General features: G+C 62.2%; 21 protein-coding genes. 16 read left to right on the top strand and 5 right to left on the bottom strand.

Translation table 11 applies throughout. The annotated features are described in order from the left end of the window. Positions 1-18 precede the first annotated feature (18 nt). The 5 genes from HNP00_RS17985 to HNP00_RS17965 all read left to right on the top strand — a co-directional run bounded on the left by HNP00_RS17985 (position 19) and on the right by HNP00_RS17965 (position 7,197). Positions 19-1,299, top strand: a complete 1,281-nt coding sequence (locus HNP00_RS17985; protein ID WP_184741092.1) for a Rieske 2Fe-2S domain-containing protein — start codon at positions 19-21, stop codon at positions 1,297-1,299. After that, positions 1,289-1,846 (top strand): aromatic-ring-hydroxylating dioxygenase subunit beta, encoded by a 558-nt coding sequence (locus tag HNP00_RS17980; protein ID WP_184741091.1) that lies wholly within the window; start codon positions 1,289-1,291, stop codon positions 1,844-1,846. Before HNP00_RS17985 ends, HNP00_RS17980 begins: the two co-directional genes overlap by 11 nt. A 7-nt stretch (positions 1,847-1,853) precedes the next feature. Beyond that, positions 1,854-2,612: an SDR family NAD(P)-dependent oxidoreductase gene (locus HNP00_RS17975; RefSeq protein ID WP_221451618.1), complete on the top strand. Its 759-nt coding sequence runs from the start codon at positions 1,854-1,856 to the stop codon at positions 2,610-2,612. Positions 2,613-2,660: 48 nt separating this feature from the next. Next, positions 2,661-3,620 carry a PDR/VanB family oxidoreductase gene (locus tag HNP00_RS17970; RefSeq protein WP_184741090.1) on the top strand — a complete coding sequence of 320 codons (960 nt, stop codon included), beginning with the start codon at positions 2,661-2,663 and terminating at the stop codon, positions 3,618-3,620. Positions 3,621-3,729: 109 nt separating this feature from the next. Next, positions 3,730-7,197 (top strand): alpha-L-rhamnosidase, encoded by a 3,468-nt coding sequence (locus HNP00_RS17965; RefSeq protein ID WP_184741089.1) that lies wholly within the window; start codon positions 3,730-3,732, stop codon positions 7,195-7,197. A 53-nt stretch (positions 7,198-7,250) separates the two neighbouring features. Here HNP00_RS17965 and HNP00_RS17960 read toward each other — a convergent pair whose 3' ends face one another. Continuing rightward, positions 7,251-7,871, bottom strand: coding sequence for a response regulator transcription factor (locus tag HNP00_RS17960; protein ID WP_184741088.1), 621 nt, complete (start codon positions 7,869-7,871; stop codon positions 7,251-7,253). A gap of 233 nt (positions 7,872-8,104) precedes the next feature. Between HNP00_RS17960 and hpaC the strand changes: the two genes are divergently transcribed. Both hpaC and HNP00_RS17950 read left to right on the top strand, forming a co-directional pair. After that, positions 8,105-8,620, top strand: a complete 516-nt coding sequence (gene hpaC, locus HNP00_RS17955) for a 4-hydroxyphenylacetate 3-monooxygenase, reductase component (protein WP_184741087.1) — start codon at positions 8,105-8,107, stop codon at positions 8,618-8,620. After that, positions 8,617-9,897, top strand: a complete 1,281-nt coding sequence (locus tag HNP00_RS17950) for an amidase (protein WP_221451617.1) — start codon at positions 8,617-8,619, stop codon at positions 9,895-9,897. The genes hpaC and HNP00_RS17950 overlap by 4 nt, the downstream gene beginning before the upstream one ends. A gap of 93 nt (positions 9,898-9,990) precedes the next feature. On the opposite strand, the gene HNP00_RS17945 is transcribed toward HNP00_RS17950, so the two are convergent. Then, the gene (locus HNP00_RS17945) at positions 9,991-10,260 is read right to left on the bottom strand and encodes a hypothetical protein (RefSeq protein WP_184741086.1); all 270 of its coding nucleotides are present in this window, start codon (positions 10,258-10,260) and stop codon (positions 9,991-9,993) included. Between the two features lie 182 nt (positions 10,261-10,442). Here HNP00_RS17945 and HNP00_RS17940 point away from each other — a divergent pair, with 182 nt between their 5' ends. The 3 genes from HNP00_RS17940 to catA all read left to right on the top strand — a co-directional run bounded on the left by HNP00_RS17940 (position 10,443) and on the right by catA (position 12,792). After that, a complete protein-coding gene (locus HNP00_RS17940) occupies positions 10,443-11,546 on the top strand; it encodes an enolase C-terminal domain-like protein (RefSeq protein WP_184741085.1) in 1,104 nt (367 codons plus the stop codon). Positions 11,547-11,593: 47 nt separating this feature from the next. Beyond that, on the top strand, positions 11,594-11,872 hold the full coding sequence (gene catC, locus HNP00_RS17935) for a muconolactone Delta-isomerase (RefSeq protein ID WP_184741084.1): 279 nt from the start codon (positions 11,594-11,596) through the stop codon (positions 11,870-11,872). 71 nt (positions 11,873-11,943) lie between these two features. Then, positions 11,944-12,792: a catechol 1,2-dioxygenase gene (gene catA, locus HNP00_RS17930; protein WP_184741083.1), complete on the top strand. Its 849-nt coding sequence runs from the start codon at positions 11,944-11,946 to the stop codon at positions 12,790-12,792. Positions 12,793-12,989: 197 nt separating this feature from the next. Here the strand turns inward: catA and HNP00_RS17925 are convergent, their stop codons facing one another. The 3 genes from HNP00_RS17925 to HNP00_RS17915 are packed head-to-tail and all read right to left on the bottom strand — an operon-like array spanning position 12,990 to position 16,484. Next, positions 12,990-13,802, bottom strand: coding sequence for an SDR family oxidoreductase (locus HNP00_RS17925; RefSeq protein WP_184741082.1), 813 nt, complete (start codon positions 13,800-13,802; stop codon positions 12,990-12,992). Positions 13,803-13,830: 28 nt separating this feature from the next. Continuing rightward, on the bottom strand, positions 13,831-14,646 hold the full coding sequence (locus tag HNP00_RS17920; RefSeq protein WP_184741081.1) for an MBL fold metallo-hydrolase: 816 nt from the start codon (positions 14,644-14,646) through the stop codon (positions 13,831-13,833). A gap of 29 nt (positions 14,647-14,675) precedes the next feature. Further along, a complete protein-coding gene (locus HNP00_RS17915; protein WP_184741080.1) occupies positions 14,676-16,484 on the bottom strand; it encodes an NAD(P)/FAD-dependent oxidoreductase in 1,809 nt (602 codons plus the stop codon). A 220-nt stretch (positions 16,485-16,704) separates the two neighbouring features. Here HNP00_RS17915 and HNP00_RS17910 point away from each other — a divergent pair, with 220 nt between their 5' ends. The 6 genes from HNP00_RS17910 (at position 16,705) to HNP00_RS17885 (ending at position 22,826) form a co-directional block, all read left to right on the top strand. Then, on the top strand, positions 16,705-17,661 hold the full coding sequence (locus HNP00_RS17910; RefSeq protein WP_184741079.1) for a PDR/VanB family oxidoreductase: 957 nt from the start codon (positions 16,705-16,707) through the stop codon (positions 17,659-17,661). A 220-nt stretch (positions 17,662-17,881) separates the two neighbouring features. Continuing rightward, a complete protein-coding gene (locus tag HNP00_RS17905) occupies positions 17,882-18,703 on the top strand; it encodes an IclR family transcriptional regulator (RefSeq protein WP_184741078.1) in 822 nt (273 codons plus the stop codon). Positions 18,704-18,803: 100 nt separating this feature from the next. Then, complete coding sequence (locus HNP00_RS17900; protein WP_184741077.1) at positions 18,804-19,982, top strand: LLM class flavin-dependent oxidoreductase; 1,179 nt, start codon at positions 18,804-18,806, stop codon at positions 19,980-19,982. Between the two features lie 174 nt (positions 19,983-20,156). Beyond that, positions 20,157-21,149, top strand: coding sequence for an alpha/beta fold hydrolase (locus tag HNP00_RS17895; RefSeq protein ID WP_184741076.1), 993 nt, complete (start codon positions 20,157-20,159; stop codon positions 21,147-21,149). Further along, entirely contained in the window at positions 21,146-21,925 is a 780-nt protein-coding gene (locus tag HNP00_RS17890; RefSeq protein WP_184741075.1) for an SDR family oxidoreductase, read from the top strand. Before HNP00_RS17895 ends, HNP00_RS17890 begins: the two co-directional genes overlap by 4 nt. A gap of 34 nt (positions 21,926-21,959) precedes the next feature. Continuing rightward, entirely contained in the window at positions 21,960-22,826 is an 867-nt protein-coding gene (locus HNP00_RS17885) for a 3-carboxyethylcatechol 2,3-dioxygenase (RefSeq protein ID WP_184741074.1), read from the top strand. The last annotated feature ends 110 nt before the right edge of the window (positions 22,827-22,936 follow it).

Genomic DNA, 22,936 nt, shown 5'->3' with positions numbered 1-22,936 from the left:
GATACCAAGGAGTACCTAATGACTTCACCAACGTCAGAGAAGGCCGGCGGGTTCGCCAGCCTGGCTGCGGGCGACCGGGTCGCCGCACAGCTCTACACCGATCCGGAGATCTTCGACTGGGAGATGGAAAAGATCTTCTACAGCACGTGGGTCTGGGTGGCGCATGAGAGCGAAATCCCGGAGGCCGGCAGCTTCAAGATGTCTCACATCGGCCTGCAGCCGGTGATCGTGAACCGCGACCGCAAAGGCAATTTCAACGTCCTGCTCAACCGCTGCCGCCACCGCGGCGCCAGCGTCTGCGAGGTCCCCAAGGGCAAGGCGAACGGCTTCACCTGCCCGTACCACTCCTGGTCCTATTCGCTGGAGGGTAACCTTCGCGGCATTCCATATCCGGACGGCTACGAGGGCGTGACCGAAAAGCGCGACCTGCCCTTGCAGCGCCTGCGCGTCGAAAGCTACAACGGCCTCATTTTCGCCAGCTTCAAACCCGACATCGAGCCGCTCGAGGAGTTCCTCGGAGATGCGAAGATCTGGATCGACCGCTTCATGAAGCAAGGTGCCGGTTTCCCCGTCAAGGTCCAAGGCGAGCACAAATTCCGCTTCAACGGCAACTGGAAGATCCAGCTCGAAAACACCACTGACGGCTACCACTTCCCCATCGTCCACCGCTCCTGGATGGCCTCCGTGGATGCCGAGACGGCCGACATGCTGTCCTTCATGACAGATGAGAACGCGGTCACCCACGCCCTCGGCAACGGACACAGCGTAGCCGTCATGGTCCCCGAACACGTGGACCTGGAAGAGGACGACGGCACCGAGGAACTGCAGGAACGCTTCCGCCACATCATCGATGAGCTCTCCAAGACCATGCCGCCGGAGCAGGTCCGCCGCATCATCCGGTCCATGCACGGCGCGGGCTACAACCTGAACCTGTTCCCAAACCTTTCACTGTCCATGTCCTTCTTCCGGGTCCTGCGCCCCATCTCAGTCAACGAAACCGAAATCCAACACATGGCCCTTGGCCTCGACGGCGGCCCAGAAAGCGTAAACCGCGAGCGCCTGCGCATCCACGAGCACTTCCAAGGGCCCTTCGGTTTCGGCACGTCAGATGACTCCGAGGCCTGGGACCGGGTACAGCGCGGCGCCGTGGCAAACCCCGACATGCCGATCCTGGTAAACCGCGGCTTGGGCCGTGAAGTGACCGTGGACGAAGGCTGGAAGACCTCGCATGTGACGGACGAAACCGGCATGCGCGAATCGTACGCAATGTGGAAAAGGATGATGAGCGATGAAAACTGAGACCGTCGAAGAAGTGGCCGCCATCGACAACCGTCCGGCACTCCAGCCGTTCGACCTGGGGCTTGGCCGGCTGTCCGATCCCCTCGTGGGCCGTGCCATCGAACTCATCTGGCGCGAGGCCCAACTGCTGGACGACAAGGACTACGAGGCCTGGCAAACGCTCTACACGGAGGATGGCAAGTACGTCATCCCTGTCGATCCGGACACTGAGGACTTCGAGTCGTCCCTGAACATGGTGTACGACGACGCGCGGATGCGCCACATGCGTGTCACCCGCCTAGTGCAGGGGTACTCGATGTCCGCCGTCGCCGCCGCCCGCACCTCACGAACCATCTCCCGTTTCACCGTGGAAGGGATCACCGAGGACACCGTCACGCTGCGCTCGGCGCAGGTCCTGGTGGGTTTCAAGCGGGACAGGTTCCAGATGCTCGGGGCGGACCTCACGCACCGTATCCGCTTCACCGGGGACGATGCCCGGATCGAGCTTAAACTCATCCGACTGGTCAACTCCGACTCCGCCGTCAACGCTTCCGGCTTCCTCCTCTAGGATCACCATGAACTTCGGACCTACAGTGAGCCATGTCGCGCTGGTCACCGGTGCCGCCCGCGGCCTCGGTGAAGTCATCGCCCGCAAGCTGCACAAGGAAGGCTTCAGGGTGGCCATCACCGGCACCAGCGCTGCCTCCGTACAACCCATCGCGGACAGTCTGGATCTTTCCGGGGAAACCGTTTGGGCCGGCGCCCTGGATGTCCGGAAAAAGGCCGACTTCGAGGCCGTTCGGGACCTCCTTGTTGAAAAGTGGGGCGGCACAGATGTGCTGGTGAACAATGCCGGACGTTCCCAAGTCGCGCCTTTGCTGGAGATCACTCCGGAGGAGTTCTCCGCGAACGTAGAGATCAACCTCAACGGCACCTTCCTGGGCTGCCAGGTGTTCGGTCCGCACTTCCGGGACCGCGGCTACGGCCGGATCATCAACATCCACTCGCTGGCAGGCCACAACGGCGGCACCGCCACCGGAGCCCACTATGCAGCCTCCAAGGGCGGTGTCTCCACCCTGACCAAGGTGTTCGCCCGGGAGTTCGCATCCTCGGGCGTCACCGTCAACGCCGTATCCCCCGGGCCGCTAGACCTGCCGGTGGTCTATGAAACGGTCGACCCGGACAAGTTGGACACCATCAAGGCCAACATTCCGGTAGGCCGCTTCGGAGACGCCGAGTTCATCGCAGACACCGTGGCCCTCTTGGCCTCCCCCGGCGCATCCTCCGTCACGGGAGCCTGCTGGGACATCAACGGCGGCCTCTACATGCGCTAGGGCCGGCCGGCCCATTTACAAGCTGACAGAAGAAAGGAGCGTTGCCCCATGGGTATGTTCAAGGTACGAGTAACCGAAGTGCTGGAGGAAACCAGCAACATCAAGTCTTTCCGCCTGAAGCGCACGGATGGGGCACCGTTCGATCCCTATCCGGCGGGCGCGCACATCGACGTCCTCGGCCCGACGGCTGTGGTGCGCCAGTACTCGCTGTGCAGTCCACCGGAGGAACTCGACGACTACGTCGTCGCAGTCAAGCTCGAACCGGAGTCACGTGGCGGTTCGCTGGCACTCCATGACCAGGTCCAGGTAGGCCACGAGCTGGAGATCAGCGCCCCGCGCAATCTCTTGTCTGTCGCCGAAGGTGCCGACCGGCACATCCTGGTGGCGGCGGGCATCGGCGTCACCCCGATGATCAGCATCGCCTACCACCTGCATAAGGAGGGCGAAGAGTTCGAGTTGCACTACTTTGCCCGTTCCCGTGAGGATGCCGCCTTCTGCGATCTCCTCGCCGAGCGAAGTGGTTTCGGCGAACGCGTCCTTTTCCACTTCGGGCTGAAGCGCGAGGAACAGCCTGCCGTCCTAAGCAACGCGTTCGCGGGCCTCAGCGCTGCCTCGCACGTCTATACCTGCGGACCCCAGGGGTTCATGGAGCGCGTACGGGAAAGCGCGGCTTCCGTGATTCCTGAGGACAACGTCCATATCGAGCACTTCCAGGCCGCCGAGCCCGTGGACACAGCCGGCGATACCCCTTTTGAGGTGGAACTCGACGACGAGGTCTATGAGGTGCCCGTTGGTCAGTCCATCGTGCAGGTCCTCGCGGATAACGGGGTCGAAGTGGACACATCGTGCCAGGAAGGGATCTGCGGCACATGCATCATGGGCGTCCTGAAAGGCGAACCGGACCATCGAGACCAGTGCATGTCCAGCAGCGAAAAGAACGCCAACGACCAGATCGCGGCCTGCGTTTCCCGGTCAAAATCCCCCAGGCTGGTTCTGGAGCTATTCTGACAGCCGCTTGCCTGACATACCTGAGGTCACGACCAGTCCGGTCCCGAGCGCTCCGGCCGAGAACATTCTGGTTCGAATTCAAGATTGAAGAAGAGGTCGACTAAGAACCATGGCTCGATTGACAAATCTGCGCATCAACCGGCTAACTCGGCCTTTGGCCATTGATACGGACACTCCGCGTTTCGGCTGGGCGCTCGAATCTGAGGATTTCAATCATCGCCAGGAATACTTCCAAATAGAAGTAACCACCGCGGCCGGAGATCCCGTGTGGGACTCGGGCCGCGTCAGTTCCGCTTGCTCCCAGGAGATTGCTTTCGGCAATTGCGGCGAAGTGCACTGTCAGCTGACGCCCGAAGGCAAATACCGATGGACTGTAACGGTCTGGGATAACAAGGGCCGTGAACTGTCCGCGGTGTCCACGTTCGAGACAGCGATGTTCGCCCAGAACATGTACGCCTGGGACGGGGCACAATGGATCGGCGCAAGCCGCCCCCACCTTGATTCGCACAGCCTGGTTGTGTATCGGGTCAGGTGTCTGTTCAGAATCCCGCAAGGCAGCACGACGGCCTCATTCATTCTGGGGGCCAATGACTTCCGGCTTCGCCACGAAATGCTGAACGAGTACCGTCTAGCAGGCGAAAACCATGTTCGTTTTTCAGTGGACGTCAGTGATCCATCAAAACCGGCATTCCGTATATTTCGACTGGGATATGCTACCGGCGACCGGCCAGACCTGCCGCTGATCGATATAAACGCAGGCGCTTGCGCCACAAACCTGCCCGAACTCTTGCCGGCGCAACAGGCCCATCAGGAGAACGAGATTGAACTCATCTGCGAGTCGTCCACATTCAAGGTGCGAATCAACGGAACGTACCTGCTGTGGAATGGAAGCGATATTCTCCAAGTAAACCCTCGAGGCGTGGACGACGTCGCCGCCTATCCCGTCCTTGGCGAGGTCGGCTTTCAAGTTCTTCCGGCCGAGCAACTCGACATCAGGAACTATGAGATCAGGAACTACCGGGACCCCCAGGAAGCCCTGTTCGATTCCAGGGACTATCATGTCTTCGCTCAGGCCGGAGGGGTTGGGATTGATGGCAATTGCCTAGCGGTGCACGGCGGCGAAGACGGACGGACCATCGTTCGGGACCCTAGTCGAGGCGCTTTGCCCATTCTCCGCCGAAAGTTCCGGGCCCAGCGGGAAGTCACTGGGGCCAAGATCTACATCACTGCGCGAGGAATCTACGAGTTGCGCGTCAATGGCGAGAGGATCGGCAACGATTGGTTCAATCCCGGCAGCTCGGACTATCGGTACACCATTGAATACTCTGCCTATGACATCAGCGAACAAGTTCGCACGGGAAACAACACCCTCACCGTCACTCTCGCCCCAGGGTGGTGGGCGGACATGATGAGTTTCATGGAAACCAACACCAACTTCTACGGGGACCGGCCTTCCTTATTGTGCAAAATGGTCCTCGACTATTCCGACGGAAGCAGTCAAACACTTGTGTCCTCGCCGGGAAGTTGGGAGGTGCACACTGGCGGCCCGACGAAGAACGGCAGCTTCTTCCAGGGTGAGCGCTATGACGCTCGTGACGAATTGTCCCTCACTGACGAAAGCCGTTGGGGACCGGCCGCAGTGGTTATGCCTTTGGAGCGAAATGCGCAGCCGCAGCTTGTTTCGAAACCCGACGAACCCGTGAGTGTATTTGAGGTGCTCGAATCGACCCCTATAGGCGAGGCACGGCCCAGTTCGGACTCCTGGATATACGACATGGGCGTAAACATGGTTGGAGTGCCCGAGCTGACGTTTGACGGTCGTGAAGGCCAAGAAATCGTCATTCGTACTGCTGAGGTCCTGTATCCTCCCCTGGAGGAGTATCTTGAGCGGGATATCGATGGACTCCTGATGACGGAGAACCTACGCGAGGCCATGTCCACAGACGTCTACACGTGCCGTGAAGGGCTACAGAAGTTCACCCCGCGCTTTACGTTCCATGGTTACCGATACATCCAGATTTCCGGGACCCGGGGCCCGATCCCCGCAGCGAACGTCAAGGGCATCGTGCTCAGTTCCATCGCTGGGATAACTGGAACAGTGAGCACTTCCAACCCCCTTTTGAACCAGCTCGCTGACAACATCCACCGCTCACAGATCGGAAACTTTCTTTCGATTCCAACTGATTGCCCTCAGAGAAATGAGCGTATGGGATGGCTCGAGTCTGTCACCGAGTTTGCCCGGACTTCCTGCTTCAGCAGCGATGTCCAGAAATTCTACGAACACTATCTGCGCATTGTCCGGGACTCACAGGTTACCGAGGAGATCCTCTCTTCAAAGACTGATGCCATAGGTTTCTATGGACCTGGATCCCGGCTGTTCAATGGAGACGTTGTCACCGGAATGTACCCCAGCTACGCTCCGGCCTACGACGCCTATCGGTCGTGGGGAACGCCATGGAGTTCTGCCGGCGTCCTTCTGCCCTTCGAGGTTTATTCCCAATACGGCACGACGTCAGTCATCGAGCAGTCGTTTGAATCAATGCTGACTTATCTGGAGGCTATGGAGGGCCTCAGGATGCGCGGTGCAAAATCCATTTCCATCGACGGAGGGGCGTGCGGGGACTGGCTGTCGCTGGACAAGCCGCCGTACAGCTACACCGATGCCAGCATTTACGTCTACATGCTCGGCTGCTTCGCCAAGATGGCCACGGCTATTGGTGAGGACGAAGTTGCCAGCATCTACCAGTCTCGCCACGCTGCAGCCAAGGAAGAGTGGAACGAGTTATACATAGACCCGGAAACGGGTAGTTTCCGGGATGATTTGACGCTCGTAAACGTCTCACAATCGTCGTGCTCGCTGGCACTACACTTCGACCTTCCTCTGGAAAAGTACAGCTCCTCCATTTTCGAAGCGCTCTGTGAAAAGGTCGCGGAAGGCTATGCGGGACGGCCGTACTGCATCACGACGGGACTCTTCACCACGCCGATGATAAATCTCGTGCTCTCGGACCATGGTCGGTCAGATCTGGCCTACAGGATGATTGAGAACACGGCCTTCCCGTCATGGCTTTATCCCGTCACGCAAGGAGCCACATCCAGTTGGGAGCGATGGGACTCGTACACTGCAGAAGATGGTTTCGGCGGCAACAACGCCATGAATTCGTTTAATCACTTCTCGCTTGGCGCAGTAGGAGCCTGGCTTTTCAACCGCGTTGCGGGAATCGACCGCGATGCGGAGTCGGCCGGAATGCAGCACTTCGTCCTGCACCCGGTGCCGGGGGGTTCGCTGACCCATGCGTCAGCCGCCGTGATGACCGACTACGGCCGCATTCAGGTCCAATGGACAAGGGATGACGAAGGCCGCTCGTGGCATTGCCGTTTGCGGATTCCGGCCAACATGTCCGCGAGGATCGAACTCCCCTGGGCGCCGCACAGTGCGCATTCTTCCGTGCCGGCCGACGTCAATGTGGTGGACGATAAAAACCGCCATTTTCAGGTTCCCTCGGGCAGTTGGCACTTGAGCGTTGATCAAGAACTCTTGGTCATCGAGAAAAGCCCCGAGAAATTCACTGCGTGAGTTGAGTCAGGTGCTTGGCAGCTTCCAACGCAGTAGCTGGAGGTGCTGCTGCCTCAGGCCACAGTGATGTCGTTTTGCAGGATGTCCCGCACCAGGGTGGCGATGCTGTCTGCCCCAGTCTTCGCCTTGATCCTGGTGCGGTGGACGTCGATGGTTTTCACGCTGGTCCCCAGCTTCCTGGCAATGTTCTGGCTCGGCAGGCCGTCGATGACCAGGGCCAGGATCTCGCGTTCGCGCGGTGTCAGGCCGGCGATCCGCTGTTCGATTTCCCGCCGTCCGCGGCTGGATTCGAAGCGTGTCCGGGCGAGCTCAAGTGTTTCCTGCACAACATCGAGCATCTGCTGGGGATCGTATGGTTTCTCCAGGAAATTGACGGCCCCCTGGCGCAGCGCCTTCACGGACATCCGGATGTCTCCATGGGCGGAGACAAAAATGACGGGTATCGGCGAAGCGATCTGGTTCAGGGTCTCCTGCAGTTGAAACCCGCCGGCTCGCGGCATCCTGACATCCAGGACCAGGCAGGACGGGATGTCAGGATCGTACTCGGCCAGGAACGACGCAACGTCATAGAAACTGCGTGACTGGATGCTGACGGACTCAAGCAGCCAGGCCAGGGAGGCACACAGCTCCTGGTCGTCGTCGACGATGTAAACGAGGGCTTCGGGTGAATCCATGTAGGGCGACCTTGCACTGCCTGGGGCGTAGTAGGGGAAACTCGACGGTATCGAGTCCAGGGCATGGCAGTCAATCAATAACGCGGTAAGGAAACTACCTACGCAGCTGAAGCGAATTCTGAAACGGAGTGGGACAAATCGTAATATCCATTAAGTCCGGTCCCGCATAGATTTTTATCACAAGGATTCATGGAATGACCAGAATTACTGGTCACGACAGTTGGAGAAGAGAAATGACTGAGCTCACGCAAATCCAAAAAGATTTCCGCTCTGCGATGGCACACCTGCCCGCGGCCGTGAACGTTGTGACCACGGCCGGCCCACACGGGCGCGTGGGGATCACCGTCAGCGCCGTCTGCTCCGTTACCGACTCCCCGCCTACGGTCCTGGTCTGCGTCAACCAGAACAGCGCCACGCACGATATCTTCAACAGCAACGGCCAGGTCTGCATCAACGTCCTCAGCGGCGAACACGAGGAACTCGCCCGGCATTTCTCCGGGGCCACGAGTGTTCCCATGGAGGAACGTTTTGGCTGGGACATCTGGGAGAAGGGCACCGGCTCCGTGCCCGTGCTGCGTGACGCCCTCGTCAAGATCGTGGGTCGCATCAGCGGCCGCAGCGTCCAGGGCTCGCACTCAGTAATTTTCGTCCAGGTGGAACGCGTTGAGGTCCAGGAGGAGCGTGACAGCCTCATTTACTTCAAGAGGCAGTTTCATCGCCTTTCCGTAACTCCGGAGCTCGTCGCTTGAGCTCCGGAGGTTCGCTCCGCGAGCTCTCCATGGCCCTGGCGTCCGGCGCAGTGACGCCGAGCTCCGCCGTAGAACAGGCCTGGCAGCGCATGCAGGCTACGGAACCCGAGATCCGGGCCTGGGCCGAGATCGATGCGGGCGGTGCCCGGTTCGCTGCACGGGAACTGGAGCGCTCGACAAATACCCGCGGGCCGCTTTGGGGAGTGCCCGTGGGCGTCAAGGACCTGATCGACGTCCAGGGGCTTCCCACCCGCTGCGGCAGCGTGCTGCGCGGTGGCGAACCAGCCGGCTCAGATGCCGATTGCGTGAAACTTCTCCGGCAGGCAGGCGCCGTGGTCATGGGCAAGACAGTCACCACCGAGTTCGGCTACTTCGCCCCCGGCCCCACACGGAACCCCGCGAATCGGGCCCACACACCCGGCGGCTCATCCAGCGGATCAGCGGCCGCCGTCGCCGCCGGAATGGTCCCCCTGGCCATTGGAACGCAGACAGCTGGATCACTTACACGACCCGCATCGTTCTGCGGGGTCGCAGGGTTCGTCGCACCCAAGGGACAGTTCTCCATGAGCGGCGTCACCGGGCTGAGCCCTTCATTGGACTCCCTCGGCTTCCTGGCACGGACAGTGACGGATCTTCATCTCGCGTGGAGCGCCCTGATTGGCGATGGGCCGGCGTCGGAGCACACGGTCGACGGCGTTTCCGCGCACCTCCTGCTATGGAACGGCAGGGGCCTCGGCGAGGTCTCCGCAGACATGGCTACCGCCGTCGAACAGGCCGTCGCCGCGATCAGTCATGAAGGTGTCCACTGCGAAGACTGGACCGATCATGATATCGTCCGCAGGCTCGCCGACGACCACGCCACAATCATGGCCTTCGAAGCAGCTCGCGAGCGCTCTTGGGAGCTGCAGCAGCTGAACCGGCTGAGCGTCCCCCTGGCTGAATTGTTGGCGACCGGCGCCACCACACCCGAGGCGGACTATGTGGCGGCCCTCTACCGTGTTGCGGACGCCCGATGGTCCGTGGAAGCTGCGCTCGAACAGTTCGACGCCATCCTTGGCCCGGCCGCCCTCGGCGCCGCGCCCGCCGGCATCGACGCCACAGGCACTCCCGTGCTGAGCCGGCCCTGGCAGGCCCTGGGCCTCCCGGTCATTACCATCCCCGGCCTTCGCGATCCTGCCGGCATGCCCCTCGGCCTTCAACTCATCGGATCCCCCGGCCGCGAACACCGCCTTTTCTCCATCGCGGAACGGATTGAAGCTGCCCTGGCTCTCCTATAGCCAGGGCAGATCCGGTGCACGAAGGAAGGTCCCGTTTGGAAAACCAAACGGGACCTTCCATTTATGCGCAAAACCGTATTACGGCCCTCGGACTCACGCCCAGACCGCGTCAGCAGTCCAGTACTCGGAACCGTTGGCGCTTATTCCATGCTTCCATTCGGACATCCGCTTGAGCCGCGGTTCAACCCGGGCGGTCACCGCGTCGGCGGCCTCAGGTCCGTCTTGGTCCACTTGCCAATGAACCCAGTTCACCTCCAAATCGTGCTCATCGTGGACGAACAGGTCGACATGGTGCCAGCCGTAGCCGAAAGTGTCCGCATAGCAGGTTAGGAACATCCGGTCGTGCTTCCCGGGATGGGCCATCGGGCGTTCTCCTTTCACGTTGTTTATCAGCAGGGTATTGGGGATTTCCTTACCTCGGAAGGGTAGAAAGCTTTACAACTGCCTGTGGTTTCTCGCATTTTCACGCATCGAGTTCCGCACAAGGATATTGAGGGAAGGCATCGCCTTCGTGACCAACCATTCCAAATCCCTGAAGGCATCCCGTGAAGATTGAGCGCATTGAGGCGATCCCATACTCGATCCCTTACTCCAAGCCCTTGGAGTTCGCCAGCGGGCGGGTGTCCGACGCCGAGCACGTCCTCATTCGGGTCCACACCGACGACGGTGTAGTGGGCACAGCGGACGCGCCACCCCGCCCGTTCACCTATGGCGAGACGCAGGATTCCATCATCTCGGTGATCACCAAGATCTTCTCCCCCGCCGTTACGGGACTCGACCCCATGGACCGCGGGAAGATCCAACAGATCCTAGCCAGGACAATCCATAACCAGGTGGCCAAAGGCAGCCTGGACGTCGCCCTCTGGGACATCATCGGCAAGGCCACCGGAACTCCGGTCAGCAGGCTGCTGGGAGGCTTCACCGACTCCATGGAAGTCAGCCATATGCTCGGCTTCCAACCGGCGCAGCAACTGCTGGACGAGGCTCTGCGGTTCCAGGACGAATACGGCATCAACACCTTCAAGCTCAAGGTAGGGCGCCGCCCGCTGTCATTGGACATCGAGGCCTGCCGCGTACTGCGTGCGGGGCTGGGCCCGGACACCGAGTTGTACCTCGATGCCAATCGCGGCTGGACCGCCAACGAGGCGCTCGAGGTGCTGCGCCGCACGGACGGCCTGGGACTTTCCCTCCTGGAGGAACCATGCGATGCCAAGGAGGGCATGAGTCGCCGACGTCTGGTGGAGAAGTCGCCAATTCCCGTGGTCGGTGATGAAAGCGTCCCCACGGCCGGCGACGCATCCCGGGAGCTGCTCTCCGGCGGATGCAACGCCATCAGCATCAAGACCGCGCGCAGCGGATTCACCGAGGCGCTGCAGATCCTTGGCCTTTGCACCGGACTGGGCGTCGACGTCGTGATGGGAAACCAGATCGACACCCAGCTTGGCACGATCGCCACTGTAACGTTCGGCGCCGCGCACGAGGCCACGTCGCGGCGTGCCGGCGAATTGTCCAATTTCCTCGATATGACCGATGACCTCTTGGCCGAGCCGATAGCCATTCACGACGGCCGGATCGGAGTCCGGGATGTCCCCGGCGTCGGAGCGGATATCGACGAGGACAAGCTCGCGCGCTACCGGCAGGACAAATAGCCGGCCCGGACCAAACCACCCATCCCCCTCGAATGCAAAGGAGCATTGTGCTGTACCTGGTCCGCATGGACGTGAACCTCCCCGCCAATCTGCCCGAAGATCAGGCCACCGCCATCAAGGAGAAAGAAAAAGCCTACTCCCAGGGCCTCCAGCGCGACGGCCGTTGGCCGCACCTATGGCGGGTGGTGGGGCAATACGCCAATTACTCAGTCTTCGATGTCGAAAGCAACGACGAGCTGCACGAACTTCTGCAGAGCCTTCCGCTGTTCCCCTATATGGACATTGAGGTCACCGCCCTCGCCAAACACCCGTCGTCGATCTCCTGACGGCGTCGATTAACCCACCCCTGCTATTACCGCCTCGCCGCTGAGTCGGAATGACAACGAAAGGACAAACTATGTCTGTCGAAACCACCACAACCGCAGCCGCATCCGGCGCCACCGCAACCGAACGCTTCCGCTCGGACAAGTCCGTGGCCGCGGAAGTTAGCACCGAACGCGTCAACGTGCTTGCCTCCCGCGTCATCAAGGCACTTGTGGACACAGTGATGGAAGAAGAAGTCACCTACGACGAATACAACGCCCTGAAATCCTGGCTCATCAAGGTGGGAGAAGACGGCGAATGGCCCCTGTTCCTGGACGTGTGGATCGAGCACGCGGTCGAAGAAGTGGCCAACGCGGAGAGGGAAGGCAGCAAGGGAACCATCGAGGGGCCTTATTACGTTCCAGGGTCACCCGCTCTCGAGACCCCGGCAACGCTTCCAATGCGCGACGACGAGCCCGGCACGCCGCTGCTGTTCCAAGGCCGCATCACGAACATCAACGATGAACCGCTCGCGGGTGCCAGCGTGGAGATCTGGCACGCTGACGACCTCGGCTTCTACTCTCAATTCGCCCCAGGCGTTCCCGAGTGGAACCTTCGCGGAACAGTCATTGCCAACTCCGAAGGGGCTTACCAGATCAACACAGTACAACCGGCCCCATACCGGATCCCCACCGACGGCGCCTGCGGCCAGCTCATCACCTCCGCCGGTTGGCATGCCTGGCGCCCGGCGCACCTACACCTCAAAGTCAGCGCGCCCGGACACCAGCTCATCACCACCCAGCTGTACTTCACAGCTGACGAGCACCTTTCGGACGACATAGCCTCGGCCGTCAAACCCGAGCTCGTCCTCGAGCCGAAGGACAAAGCGGACGGCACCGGCCGAGAGGTCAGCTACGACTTCGTCCTCGCTTCGGGGGCCTAGGCGGGCCGTCAGTACCGGATGAAGGCGTGCAGCTCGGCTCGATCCGAACTGCACGTCTTCCCTGTCCGACTGCCCAGCTCCCATGACACGCGGTAGCTCTGTGTTCTGCACGAGTCCTCCGGACAGGAGGGACGGCCTCCTCGTCGGCGACAAGACAGTTTCTCCGTGCGACGGCGACCCGAAGGCCGGAGCCACAATCAGAAGGTGAGAGCCTGCGCCCGCTCCGCGATGAACCGGCGGGAAGCCTCCGGGTTCGTGTGCACGCGCAGCTCACCTCTGGCCACGCCGTCGAAGATGATCCGGGCAGCATCGAGGGGGTCAAGCCCTGTCTGCTCCATCGACGTGGCGAGGATCCGTTTGCTCTCCGCCCCCGCGCCGTCTTCGTCGGTAGTGAATGCGCTCTCGAAGATCTGGCTCCTCACCGATCCAGGCAGTACCGCCGTGACCTTGATGTCAGGCGTCACCGCTTCGAGTTCTTTGGCCAAGCACTCAGTCAGGGCTAGGTTCGCATGCTTGGTCGCAGCGTAGGCGGATGTCCCCGGATTCGTGCGCAGAGCAGCCACGGAGGAGACGTTGACCACGTGTGATCGTGTCCTGCCATTGATCATCCGGGGCACGAAGGCACGGACGCCGTGGAACACGCCGTTGAGGTTGATGTCGATGACTCGATGCCAGTGCTCGACCGGGAGTTCCCAGGTATTGCCGTGAAGCTCGATGCCGGCGTTGTTGACCAGCACGGTCGTCTCCCCCCAACGGCCGTACACCTCGTCAGCCAGGGCTTCAAGATCCTCCGGCTTGCGCACGTCGACCTGGCGCCACAAGGCGTCGACACCCGCTGCGATCAGCTCCTCGGTTCGCTTCGCAATCGCCTCTGCGTTGACGTCGGCGAGAGCAACCTTCATTCCCAGTTCCGCTGCCCTGGTGACCAGGCCGGCTCCGATCCCTGATCCGGCGCCGGTGATCACCGCTACTTTTCCTGTGAAGGCCGTAATCGTGTTCTCTGCGTTCATATCATCCATCTCTTCATGGCCGTCGTGGTCAATTAATCGCTTCCCAGAGGAATCTGTCGCCCGAATCCAGCACCCTGCCCCAAGACATCCCAGTGAAGTGGGCCGCGGAGCACGGGATGTTAAGGTCGACCAGCAGTGCCCTGACTCGGGCGATCGCGTCAAGCGCTGCCTGGCTGTCGTGGTGAACGGGAAACCGCCAGCCGAAGAGCAACTCGTGGATCGAATGGACAACATCTCCGAGCAGCATGGCACTTTCGCCGTCCGACTCCAGGAGGAAGGCGTTCGTCCCCGGGGTGTGGCCCGCGGCGTCGATCGCCGAAATGCCGGGGAGAATTTCGGCGTCCCCCTCCCAAAATTCCATCCGGCCGGCCAGCGGCGCGAGACGGACCTGTGCTGCGTCGAACTCCGGGTGGGTCGACGCAGCCTCCCAAGGCTCTATCTCGTAGTCGGGCGACATGAAGTGGTCCCAGTCGCGTCGATCGCAGCGGTACGTGGCGTTCGGGAAGAACGGAACTCCGTTCTGCGTGGCCCAGCCGATATGATCCGCATGCAAGTGGGTAAAGATGACATCAGTGATCTCATCCAGCGCAATGTTGCGCGCGAGGAGGCCCGAGCGCAGGGCTCCTCCGATGAAGGATCCTGTCGGCTGGGAGCCAACGCCGGCATCGAAGAGGACCAAGCGGTTTCCATGACGGACGACATAGGACCCGATCGTCATCACCAGCTCTCCGGTGATGACATCGCTGAAAGCCTCGGCTTCCGCCCTCTCGGCCGCGGGTGCGTCCGGGTAGAGAAAATCCACCGTGCGCCGGGTCTCGCCGTCTACGACAGTCTCGACCGTCATCGATCCGATTCGCAAGCCGCCATCCCCTTTCAGTTCGCTGCCTGGAAGACGCTGCGGTCGGAGTACGACGGCGCGAGACCGCTCAGCTCGGCGAGCAATTGCATTGCGAGCAGCGGGCTGAAGGTGCGGCAGTACTGGATGCTGCCTGAACCGAACCAGAGGCCGGGCTGCGCGGTGGGGCGCCACGTATTGTTCACCTCGCGCTCCTCGTCATAGCCGCCAATCCGGCCGATCCGATCGGCGATTTCCTCGCCCAGTTGCTCGCGCGTTGCGGTCTCCTGGTTCTTGAATCCGGTGGCCATGATGACGGCATCGAAGGCATGGGTTGCGCCTTCGCGCATGATCATCTGCGAGCCTTCGAAGCGCTCGACGTCATCGGTCTGAAGGACCTTAACCCGCCCGTCGATGATGAGTTGGGAGGCGCCGACGTCGATGTAGTACCCGCCGCCGCGACTGATGAATTTTCGGACCCACCCGGTCTGCTCCTCGCCGTCATCCAGGCGCAGGCCCCTCGCGGTCAGACCTGCAAGGAGATCCCGGTCCCGGTCGTTGTTGCGCTTCGTTGCGGCTTGGAGGGTTTCGCGCTGCACTGGCCCGACCCAGCCCAGGGCGGAGATCGTGTCAGCCTCAAGGACCGGAATGCCGGTGGAGTAAAGGCCGAAGATATCGTTGGCGCTCTCGAGGCTCGTCACCGTAACGGCGCCGCGTTGAAGCATGGCGACGCCCGCGGCACCATGCAGGTCGAGGTTGTACGCGATATCGTGGGCACTCGTCCCGGTGCCGACGACGAGCACACGTTTGCCCGTGTATTCGCTGCCCGAGACGAAGTCCTTCGAGTGGAGGACGTTTCCGGTGAAGGATTCGATACCCGGAAGATCCGGGATGTTCGGGATGACGCCGGTACCACCGGTGGTCATCACGAGGTGTCGTGGATGCAGGGTACGGGGCCGGCCATCCCGGTTCAGTTCAACATTCCAGCGGCCGGCGGCCGCATCGTAGCGGGCCCCAGTGAACGGGGTGTTGGTCCAGAAGTTGATTTCGAGGGCGTCCACATAGTCCTCGAACCAGTTCGCGAGCTTGTCCTTGGGGATGTACTCGGGAAAAACGCTGGGAAAGGGCAGGTACGGAAACTGCACAACGTGCGTCTGGTTGTGCAATTGCAGCGAGTCGTAGCGCGTGCGCCAGTTGTCCCCGACCCGTCCGTGCGTATCCACGATGAGGTTGTCCACGCCGAGCCGGTTGAGATGAGCGGCGAGCATGACGCCGGCCTGCCCGCCACCGACGATGAGCACATCTGGCTCGCGGTCGGCAAAAGCTTGCTTCCAGGCTCGACGGCTGGCCCAGGTCACCTTGCCGCCTTGCTTGTCGTAGCCGACGCCGCCTGGACGCTCGCCACCCCTCACGCTCGGGGAGCCGGCCACGGACTCGATCTGGGTGAGCAGCATCCAGGCGCGCACGCCGGTGCTTGGCCGGTCGTCAGGGATGAGGCGCACGAGGCCGACAGCCGAACCGTATGCGACGTCGAATTCGAAGAAGGCCTCGATCACGTCCCGCCCCGTGCGCGACTGTCGGGACGGCGCGCTGTACCCCGGTGCGAGACGGAAGTTCCTGGGGGTCGCCCACTCCGTCGCGGAGATCAGCCGGTCCACGAGCTCCGATCGTCCGCTGACCTGACGAGTGTCCCAGGTGAGCGCCACGAGATCCCGCCAGTGGCTATCGTCAATGAAGAGCCGAAGGAGGGCACTCTCGTCGGGTTCGCCTTCGAGGGCGTCTCCGAACGCGGCAATCCATTGCGCCGCTATTCTTATTTCGGGAGGCGTTTCCGCGCGCTCAGTCATCCTTGACTCCTTTTCGTACATCTCGTTGCTGTACTCTCGTCGATCCGGCTCTCAGCGTTCACCAGTGGTATGACAGTTGCAAGCGATGCGTGCCACTGAGCGAGACAATGCCCCGGCGAACACATCAGGTCTCGCTCAATGGAACGCCACCCTTGATTCGCAGTCACCACTGAACAACTCTCAAGGGGAACAAGCTCAACAAAGAGGAGGCGGCCCGTTCATGCGCCTGCAGGTTAAGTCCATCGAGAGCCGGGCCGCCGGTGTGCTCGCCATAGAATTCTCGGATCCCGACGGTGCACGCCTGCCCGCGTGGCAACCGGGCGCCCACATCGACCTGGTGCTCGACGACGGCCTGATCCGGCAGTATTCGCTCTGCTCAAACCCGGCCGACCTTTCGAGCTATCGCATCGGGGTTCTCCTCGAAGAAACAGGTCGGGGCGGCTCGCGCCACGTGCATTCGTGTCTCGCCGTCGGCGACATCCTCACCGCGCTCGGGCCGAGAAACCACTTCGAACTCGAGCCTGCGGAACACTACATGTTCATCGCGGGCGGCATCGGCGTGACCGCGATCTTGCCCATGATGCGGCGCGTGCATAGTGATGGCGGCGATTTCTCCGCCATCTACCTTGGCGGCTCCCGGGCGTCGATGGCTTTCATAGACGAGTTCGAGGCCTATGGCGACGCAGCTCGCGTGGCGCCGAAAGAGGAACTCGGAAGAACAGCCGTCAACAGCCTGATCGACGGGCTGGCCCCGGGAACCCTCGTCTACTGCTGTGGACCCGAATCGCTCATCGCCGACCTCGAGGCCGCCTGCCAGGGATTGGCACCAGACACGCTGCACATCGAACGATTCACCGCTCTGCCGCTTATCGAGTTCGATAACGCGGCTGGGGTTGCTTTCGAGGAGGAGACATCCTTCGAGGTCTATCTCGACCAGTCCGACGTCACCATCACCGTCGGGGCCGACCAGACCGTGCTCGACGCACTCGAGGCGGCCGGGGCGGACATATACAGCGACTGCAAAGAAGGCATCTGCTCGACCTGCGAGACCGTCGTGCTCCAGGGGATCGTCGAACATCGGGACCACGTTTTATCCGCGAAAGAACGGGACTCAAACAAACTCATGATGGTGTGTGTCTCGCGGGCCGTGAGCCCTCGGCTGGTGCTCGACCTTTAGTACTAAAGCCATCAGCGGCCTGAGCCGACCCAGGACCCGCCCCAACCCGGCAGCAATCTCAACGGCCGCCGACAGGAAGGCCTGCGCCTGGAGGCACCTTTACCGTTGATCTTACTGTAATATGTTTCACAGTTGTGGGTGACTTCGCAGTTGTAACACTTGACTGCCCCCAACCAGAACCACAGTGTCGTGCCTTTTGTCAGTTCAAGGAGGAACTCAGATGAAGACGGGTATTGCATCGCGTCCCAGCAGCACTGTGGATGGCCAGGAAGGCATTGACCATCCCGTCGAAGACAAGTCCGTCATGGGACGAGGCCTGAGTCTGCTGGAGGCGCTAAGCCGGGCGGGCCGACCACTTTCCCTTGCAGAGCTCTCGCGGGAGACGCGGCTGCCCAAGTCGACAGTGCACCGGCTCTCGGCCCAACTCGTGCAACTCCGCCTGCTCGACCGCGTTGCCGACGGTTTCTGTCTCGGACTGCGGATGTTCGAATGGGGCAGCCATGCAGAACGGCAGCGTCACCTGAGGATGGCCGCGATCCCCTTCCTTACCGAGATGCACTCCCGCTTGCGGGAAACGGTGCACCTCGCGGTGCTCGATGGGCGGGACATCGTCTACATCGAGAAGATCGAGTCGCACCGGGCTGTACACTGCCCCACCTACGTCGGCGACCGCAAGCCCGCTCACGCAACCGCGCTCGGCAAGGCCATGCTCGCCTTCTCCCCACGGGAGGCCCTGCATACGACCTTCAACAATCCGCTTACCCTCAGCACTCCGCGCACGGTCATCACCCCCGGCATGCTCAACCAGCAGCTGCAGAAGATCCGGGAAACCCGTGTCAGCATCGAAATCGAAGAATCGTTCCTCGGCGTCGCGTGCGTTGCTGCGCCGATTGTCGATAGCGCCGGAGTCGTCCTCGGCGCGATCTCAATCGTCACTCCGACATTCAGATTCGATCCGAACAAGCTGGCTCCAGAAGTGCGGACCGCCGCGCGCAAGATCGCGGAGCAGCTGGAAGTATCGCATCCCGCGATCGCATATTGATGGGCGTGCCGCTCACTGGACCGTTTCGCTTGGTCTGACGACCCGCATCCGGCACCATCGCCTGAACAGATCGTCAACCCACCAGGGAGAACCCAGCCACATGGCAAGCACCGCATCGCCGCTGAAATTCGGGGCCTTCATCTCGCCGACCCACTCCAATCGGGTGAATCCGACCCTTGCCATGCAACGGGACGTCGAGCTCATCGAGCACCTGGAGCGACTCGGATACGACGAAGCGTGGGTAGGTGAACACCACTCGACCGGTTGGGAGATCATCGGATCACCGGAGATCCTCCTGAGCTTTGCGGCGGCCCGAACCAACCGCATCCGCCTTGGGGCCGGCGTCGTCTCGCTTCCCTACCACCACCCGCTCAACGTCGTCGAGCGCTTCGTCCTGCTCGATCACCTCTCTCGCGGCCGCATCATCCTGGGCGTCGGACCGGGGGCCCTACCCTATGATTCTGAGGCGATCGGCGTGAGCCCCCTCGACACTCGCACCCGCATGGAGGAGTCGCTCGAGGCGATCCTCGCGTTGCTCGACGGCGAACGCGTCTCGATGACGACCGACTGGTTCCGGCTCGACCGTGCAGCGCTGCAGCTCATGCCGTATAAGGCGACCGGACTCGACCTAGCCATCGCCGGGACCATCACGCCGAACGGTCCGCGGCTCGCCGGCCGGCTCGGTGTTCCACTCCTTTCCATGAATCCCGCACGGCCGGCCAGCTTCCCAGTGCTCGCCGAGCACTGGGAAATCATGGAGGACCAGCACCAGCGCTACGGGACGCCCGTTGATCGCAATGACTGGCGCGTGGTCGGGCCCATGTACGTCGCGGAGACAGAAGAGCAGGCCTACCGGGATGTCGCGGAGGGCATCGAGAAGTGGGCCTACTACAACGAGAAGGTGAGCACGCAGCCAATTCTCCCCATCGGGGGAAAGGCCGGCACCTGGGCCAGGACGCTCGTCGAGGCCGGGTTCGCCGTGATAGGAACACCGGAGCAGGCCGTCGCGCAAATCCAGCGTCTGCAGGACCTGTCCGGGGGCTTCGGCACCTACCTCATCTGGGCGAACGACTGGGCGAACCCCGTGAACACGCATCGCTCGTACGAGCTGATAGCGAGCGAGGTTTTTCCACACTTCAGTCCCGGCTCCAGGGCTCTGATCGACGCGGAGGAGTGGGCGATCCAGCGGCGTCCCGATCTCACCCCTAACGTCTTGGCTGCGCGGCAGAAGGCCCGTCTGGAGTTCGAGATTGAGCAGTATTCGGCTCCGCTTTCATGAACGAGGCTGACAGCGTCAGCACAGCTTCCGCAAAGGGGCGCTGACGGGCTCACGCCCTGACGCCGAGCTGTCCGTGATCCCCGGCGCGAGCCAGTGGCGGCGATGGAAGGCAGCAAGACCATTCAACCAATCCGTACTCGAGAATCCGTCTCGGGATGAAAGGAGCGTGTCGGCATGACGCACACGTATGCAGTGGCCGGAGACGCCTCCGGCGCCGGAGCGGCGACAAAGGCGCTGCTCGAAGCAGATGGAGCAGTCCCCCGCGGCGAGGCCGCAGACGACGCGGGCACGCTCTGGGAATCGCTGCTCGGCAGCGAGATTCGCATGCTGGATGCCGGTGGGGTGCAAACCCGCGTGCTGGAGGCGGGATGCGGCGAACCCGTCATCCTGCTTCACGGCACCGGCGGACACGTCGAGGCGTGGGCAAACAACCTGCGCGAACTGGCCAAGCAATTTCGCGTGATCGCGATCGACATGGTCGGGCACGGGCTGACGGCCAAGCCCGATCTCGAGTACGTGCTGCCGGACTACACGACGCATGTGCGGGCCGTGATGGATGCCCTCGGCATCGCCCGGGCACATTTCGTCGGGCTCTCACTGGGCGCGTGGGTTGCATCATGGCTCGCCCTCGAGACCCCGGAACGGGTGCTGCGGATCGTCAACTGCACGGGCGGTGTCTTCCGCTGGCCGGAGGGCCAGGACGAGGACGAAGCGGCCGGCCGGAAAAAGTTTGTCGGCACCAGCTCCGGCCTCTCCGACCCGACCCGCGACACCGTGCGCCAGCGGCTGCACCTGCTGTTTCATGACCCCTCGAAATGCCCGGAGGAACTCGTCGCTGTACGCCTCGCCCTCTACACCCAGCCCGGGGCCGCCCAGACGATCCCTCTGCTGCACCACATGCTCGCCTACGATTCCCCCGATCGGGTGAAGTACAGCCTCACCGTGGACCGTCTGCAAGCCCTGCGTTCGCCTGTGCTGTACCTATGGGGCGAGTTCAACCCTGGCGGCTCGGTCGAGAACGCTGCGCGTGCCGCTGATCTCACTCCCGACGGCGAACTGCAGGTAATCCCGGGCGCGGGCCACTGGCCGCAGTGGGAGACCGCAAGCGAGTTCAACCAATCCGTCCTCGAGTACCTGTCCCGGGCTGAAGGGGACGAGTCGGCATGACCCGCACATACGTAGTGACCGGAGCCGCCTCCGGGATCGGAGCGGCAACGAAGGCGCTGCTCGAAGAGCAGGGTCACTGTGTGATCGGCGTCGACCTTCACAATGCCGACGTCACCGGTGACCTCGCCTCGCCGTCAGGGCGCGCCGCGATCATCGAGAGCATCAAGAATGCTGCGGGCGACTCGCTCGACGGCGTCATCACCTGCGCAGGGCTGCGCGCCGCAGCTCCGGACACAATCTCTGTGAACTACTTCGGCACGGTCGAACTCCTCGAGGGCCTCCGTCTGCTGCTCGCGAAGTCTCCGGCGCCGCGCGTCGCGGTGGTCAGCTCGCTTTCGTCAGTGTCGCCGCAGGACCCTGCAATCGTCGACGCCGCCCTCGCCCGAAACGAGCCGCTGGCCCGGGCCGCCGTTGAAGCATCCATACCTGACCACACAGGCCGGCCGAGGGTCTACTCATCGTCGAAGACCGCAGTGTCACGATGGGTGCGCCAGAACGCCATCAAGGCGGAATGGGGTGGAGCGGGCATCCTGCTGAATGCGGTCGCGCCCGGCACTGTGAAGACGGCGATGACGACTGATGTCACGGCCTCCCCCGAAGCCACGGCAAGCTGGCTGGCTAACCTGCCGAATCCGCAGGACCGCATCGGCGAAGCGAGCGAGATCGCCGCGGTGCTCGTCTGGCTCGCGTCAGCCGAGAACTCGATGATCCTCGGCCAGACGGTCTTCGCCGACCTCGGCACCGAGACTCTGCTTCGTGGCGACTACATCTGGTAACGACGACCATTCGAAACCCTGAGAGGAACCAATCATGACGGACACAATGGCGTTCTGCGCCTCGCACAGCCCCCTTATCGACACTGTGGACGGAGGGGCTGAGGGCGAGCGCTTTCTCGCCGCACTCGAGACAGCGAAGTCTGCGATCCAGGAGTTCGATCCGGAACTCGTCGTGTTCTTCGGCCCGGATCATGCCAGGGCCCTGGACAACCTCGTGCCGGCCTTCACGGTCGTCACCTCGGCAGATGGCTACGGCGACTGGGGCACACCGAAAGACGCCTATGATGTGCCGGCCGAGGAAGCGACCGCGCTTGCTACGGCACTTCTCGGCCAAGGCTTCGACGTCGCGCTTGGCAGCAACATCCACCTCGATCACGGCTTCAGCCAGACTTTCGTTCAGCTGTTTGGCACCCTTGGCGCCATTCCGACGCTGCCGATCGTCATCAACTGCGCCCGCGCACCGCAGCCGCCGGTCGAGCGGGTCGTGGACTTTGCGCGCGCCGTCGGCTCGTCGCTCGCCACCTCCGGCAAACGCATCCTGTTCGTCGGCTCCGGCGGCCTTTCACACACGCCACCGTCGATGAGTAAGGAGATGCTTAGCCTGTCCGAGGAGGAGCGCGAAGCAGTCTCCCGCCGCACCGTGGAGAAGGCCGGCGAGCTCATCCGGCCTGAATGGGATGCCGGGTTCCTCAGGCAGATGTCTGCGTCGGACTGGGACTCGCTGCGTGCGATCACAGGGACCGAACTCGACTCGATCGGTTCGGGAACCCACGAAATCCGGACCTGGCTCGCAGCGTGGTCGGCCGCCGATGCGCCGTCGGGGTTGTCCACGTATGAGTCCGTCGTGCCATGGATCACCGGCATGGGCCTGATCTACAGCGAGCCGATCCCCTCCCGCTGACATGTCGCACTACGTTTTTGTTCCAGCCGGTGGAACAGCTTTGTTGCCGACCTGGCCCGTTGCGCGTGATGGTTGGCTCCTCAGAACACCACTCAACGAAGAGAAGGAAG

Source organism: Arthrobacter sp. AZCC_0090 (genome assembly GCF_014207375.1).
GTDB lineage: Bacteria > Actinomycetota > Actinomycetes > Actinomycetales > Micrococcaceae > Arthrobacter.
This window is presented reverse-complemented; position numbering and strand designations above follow the sequence as displayed.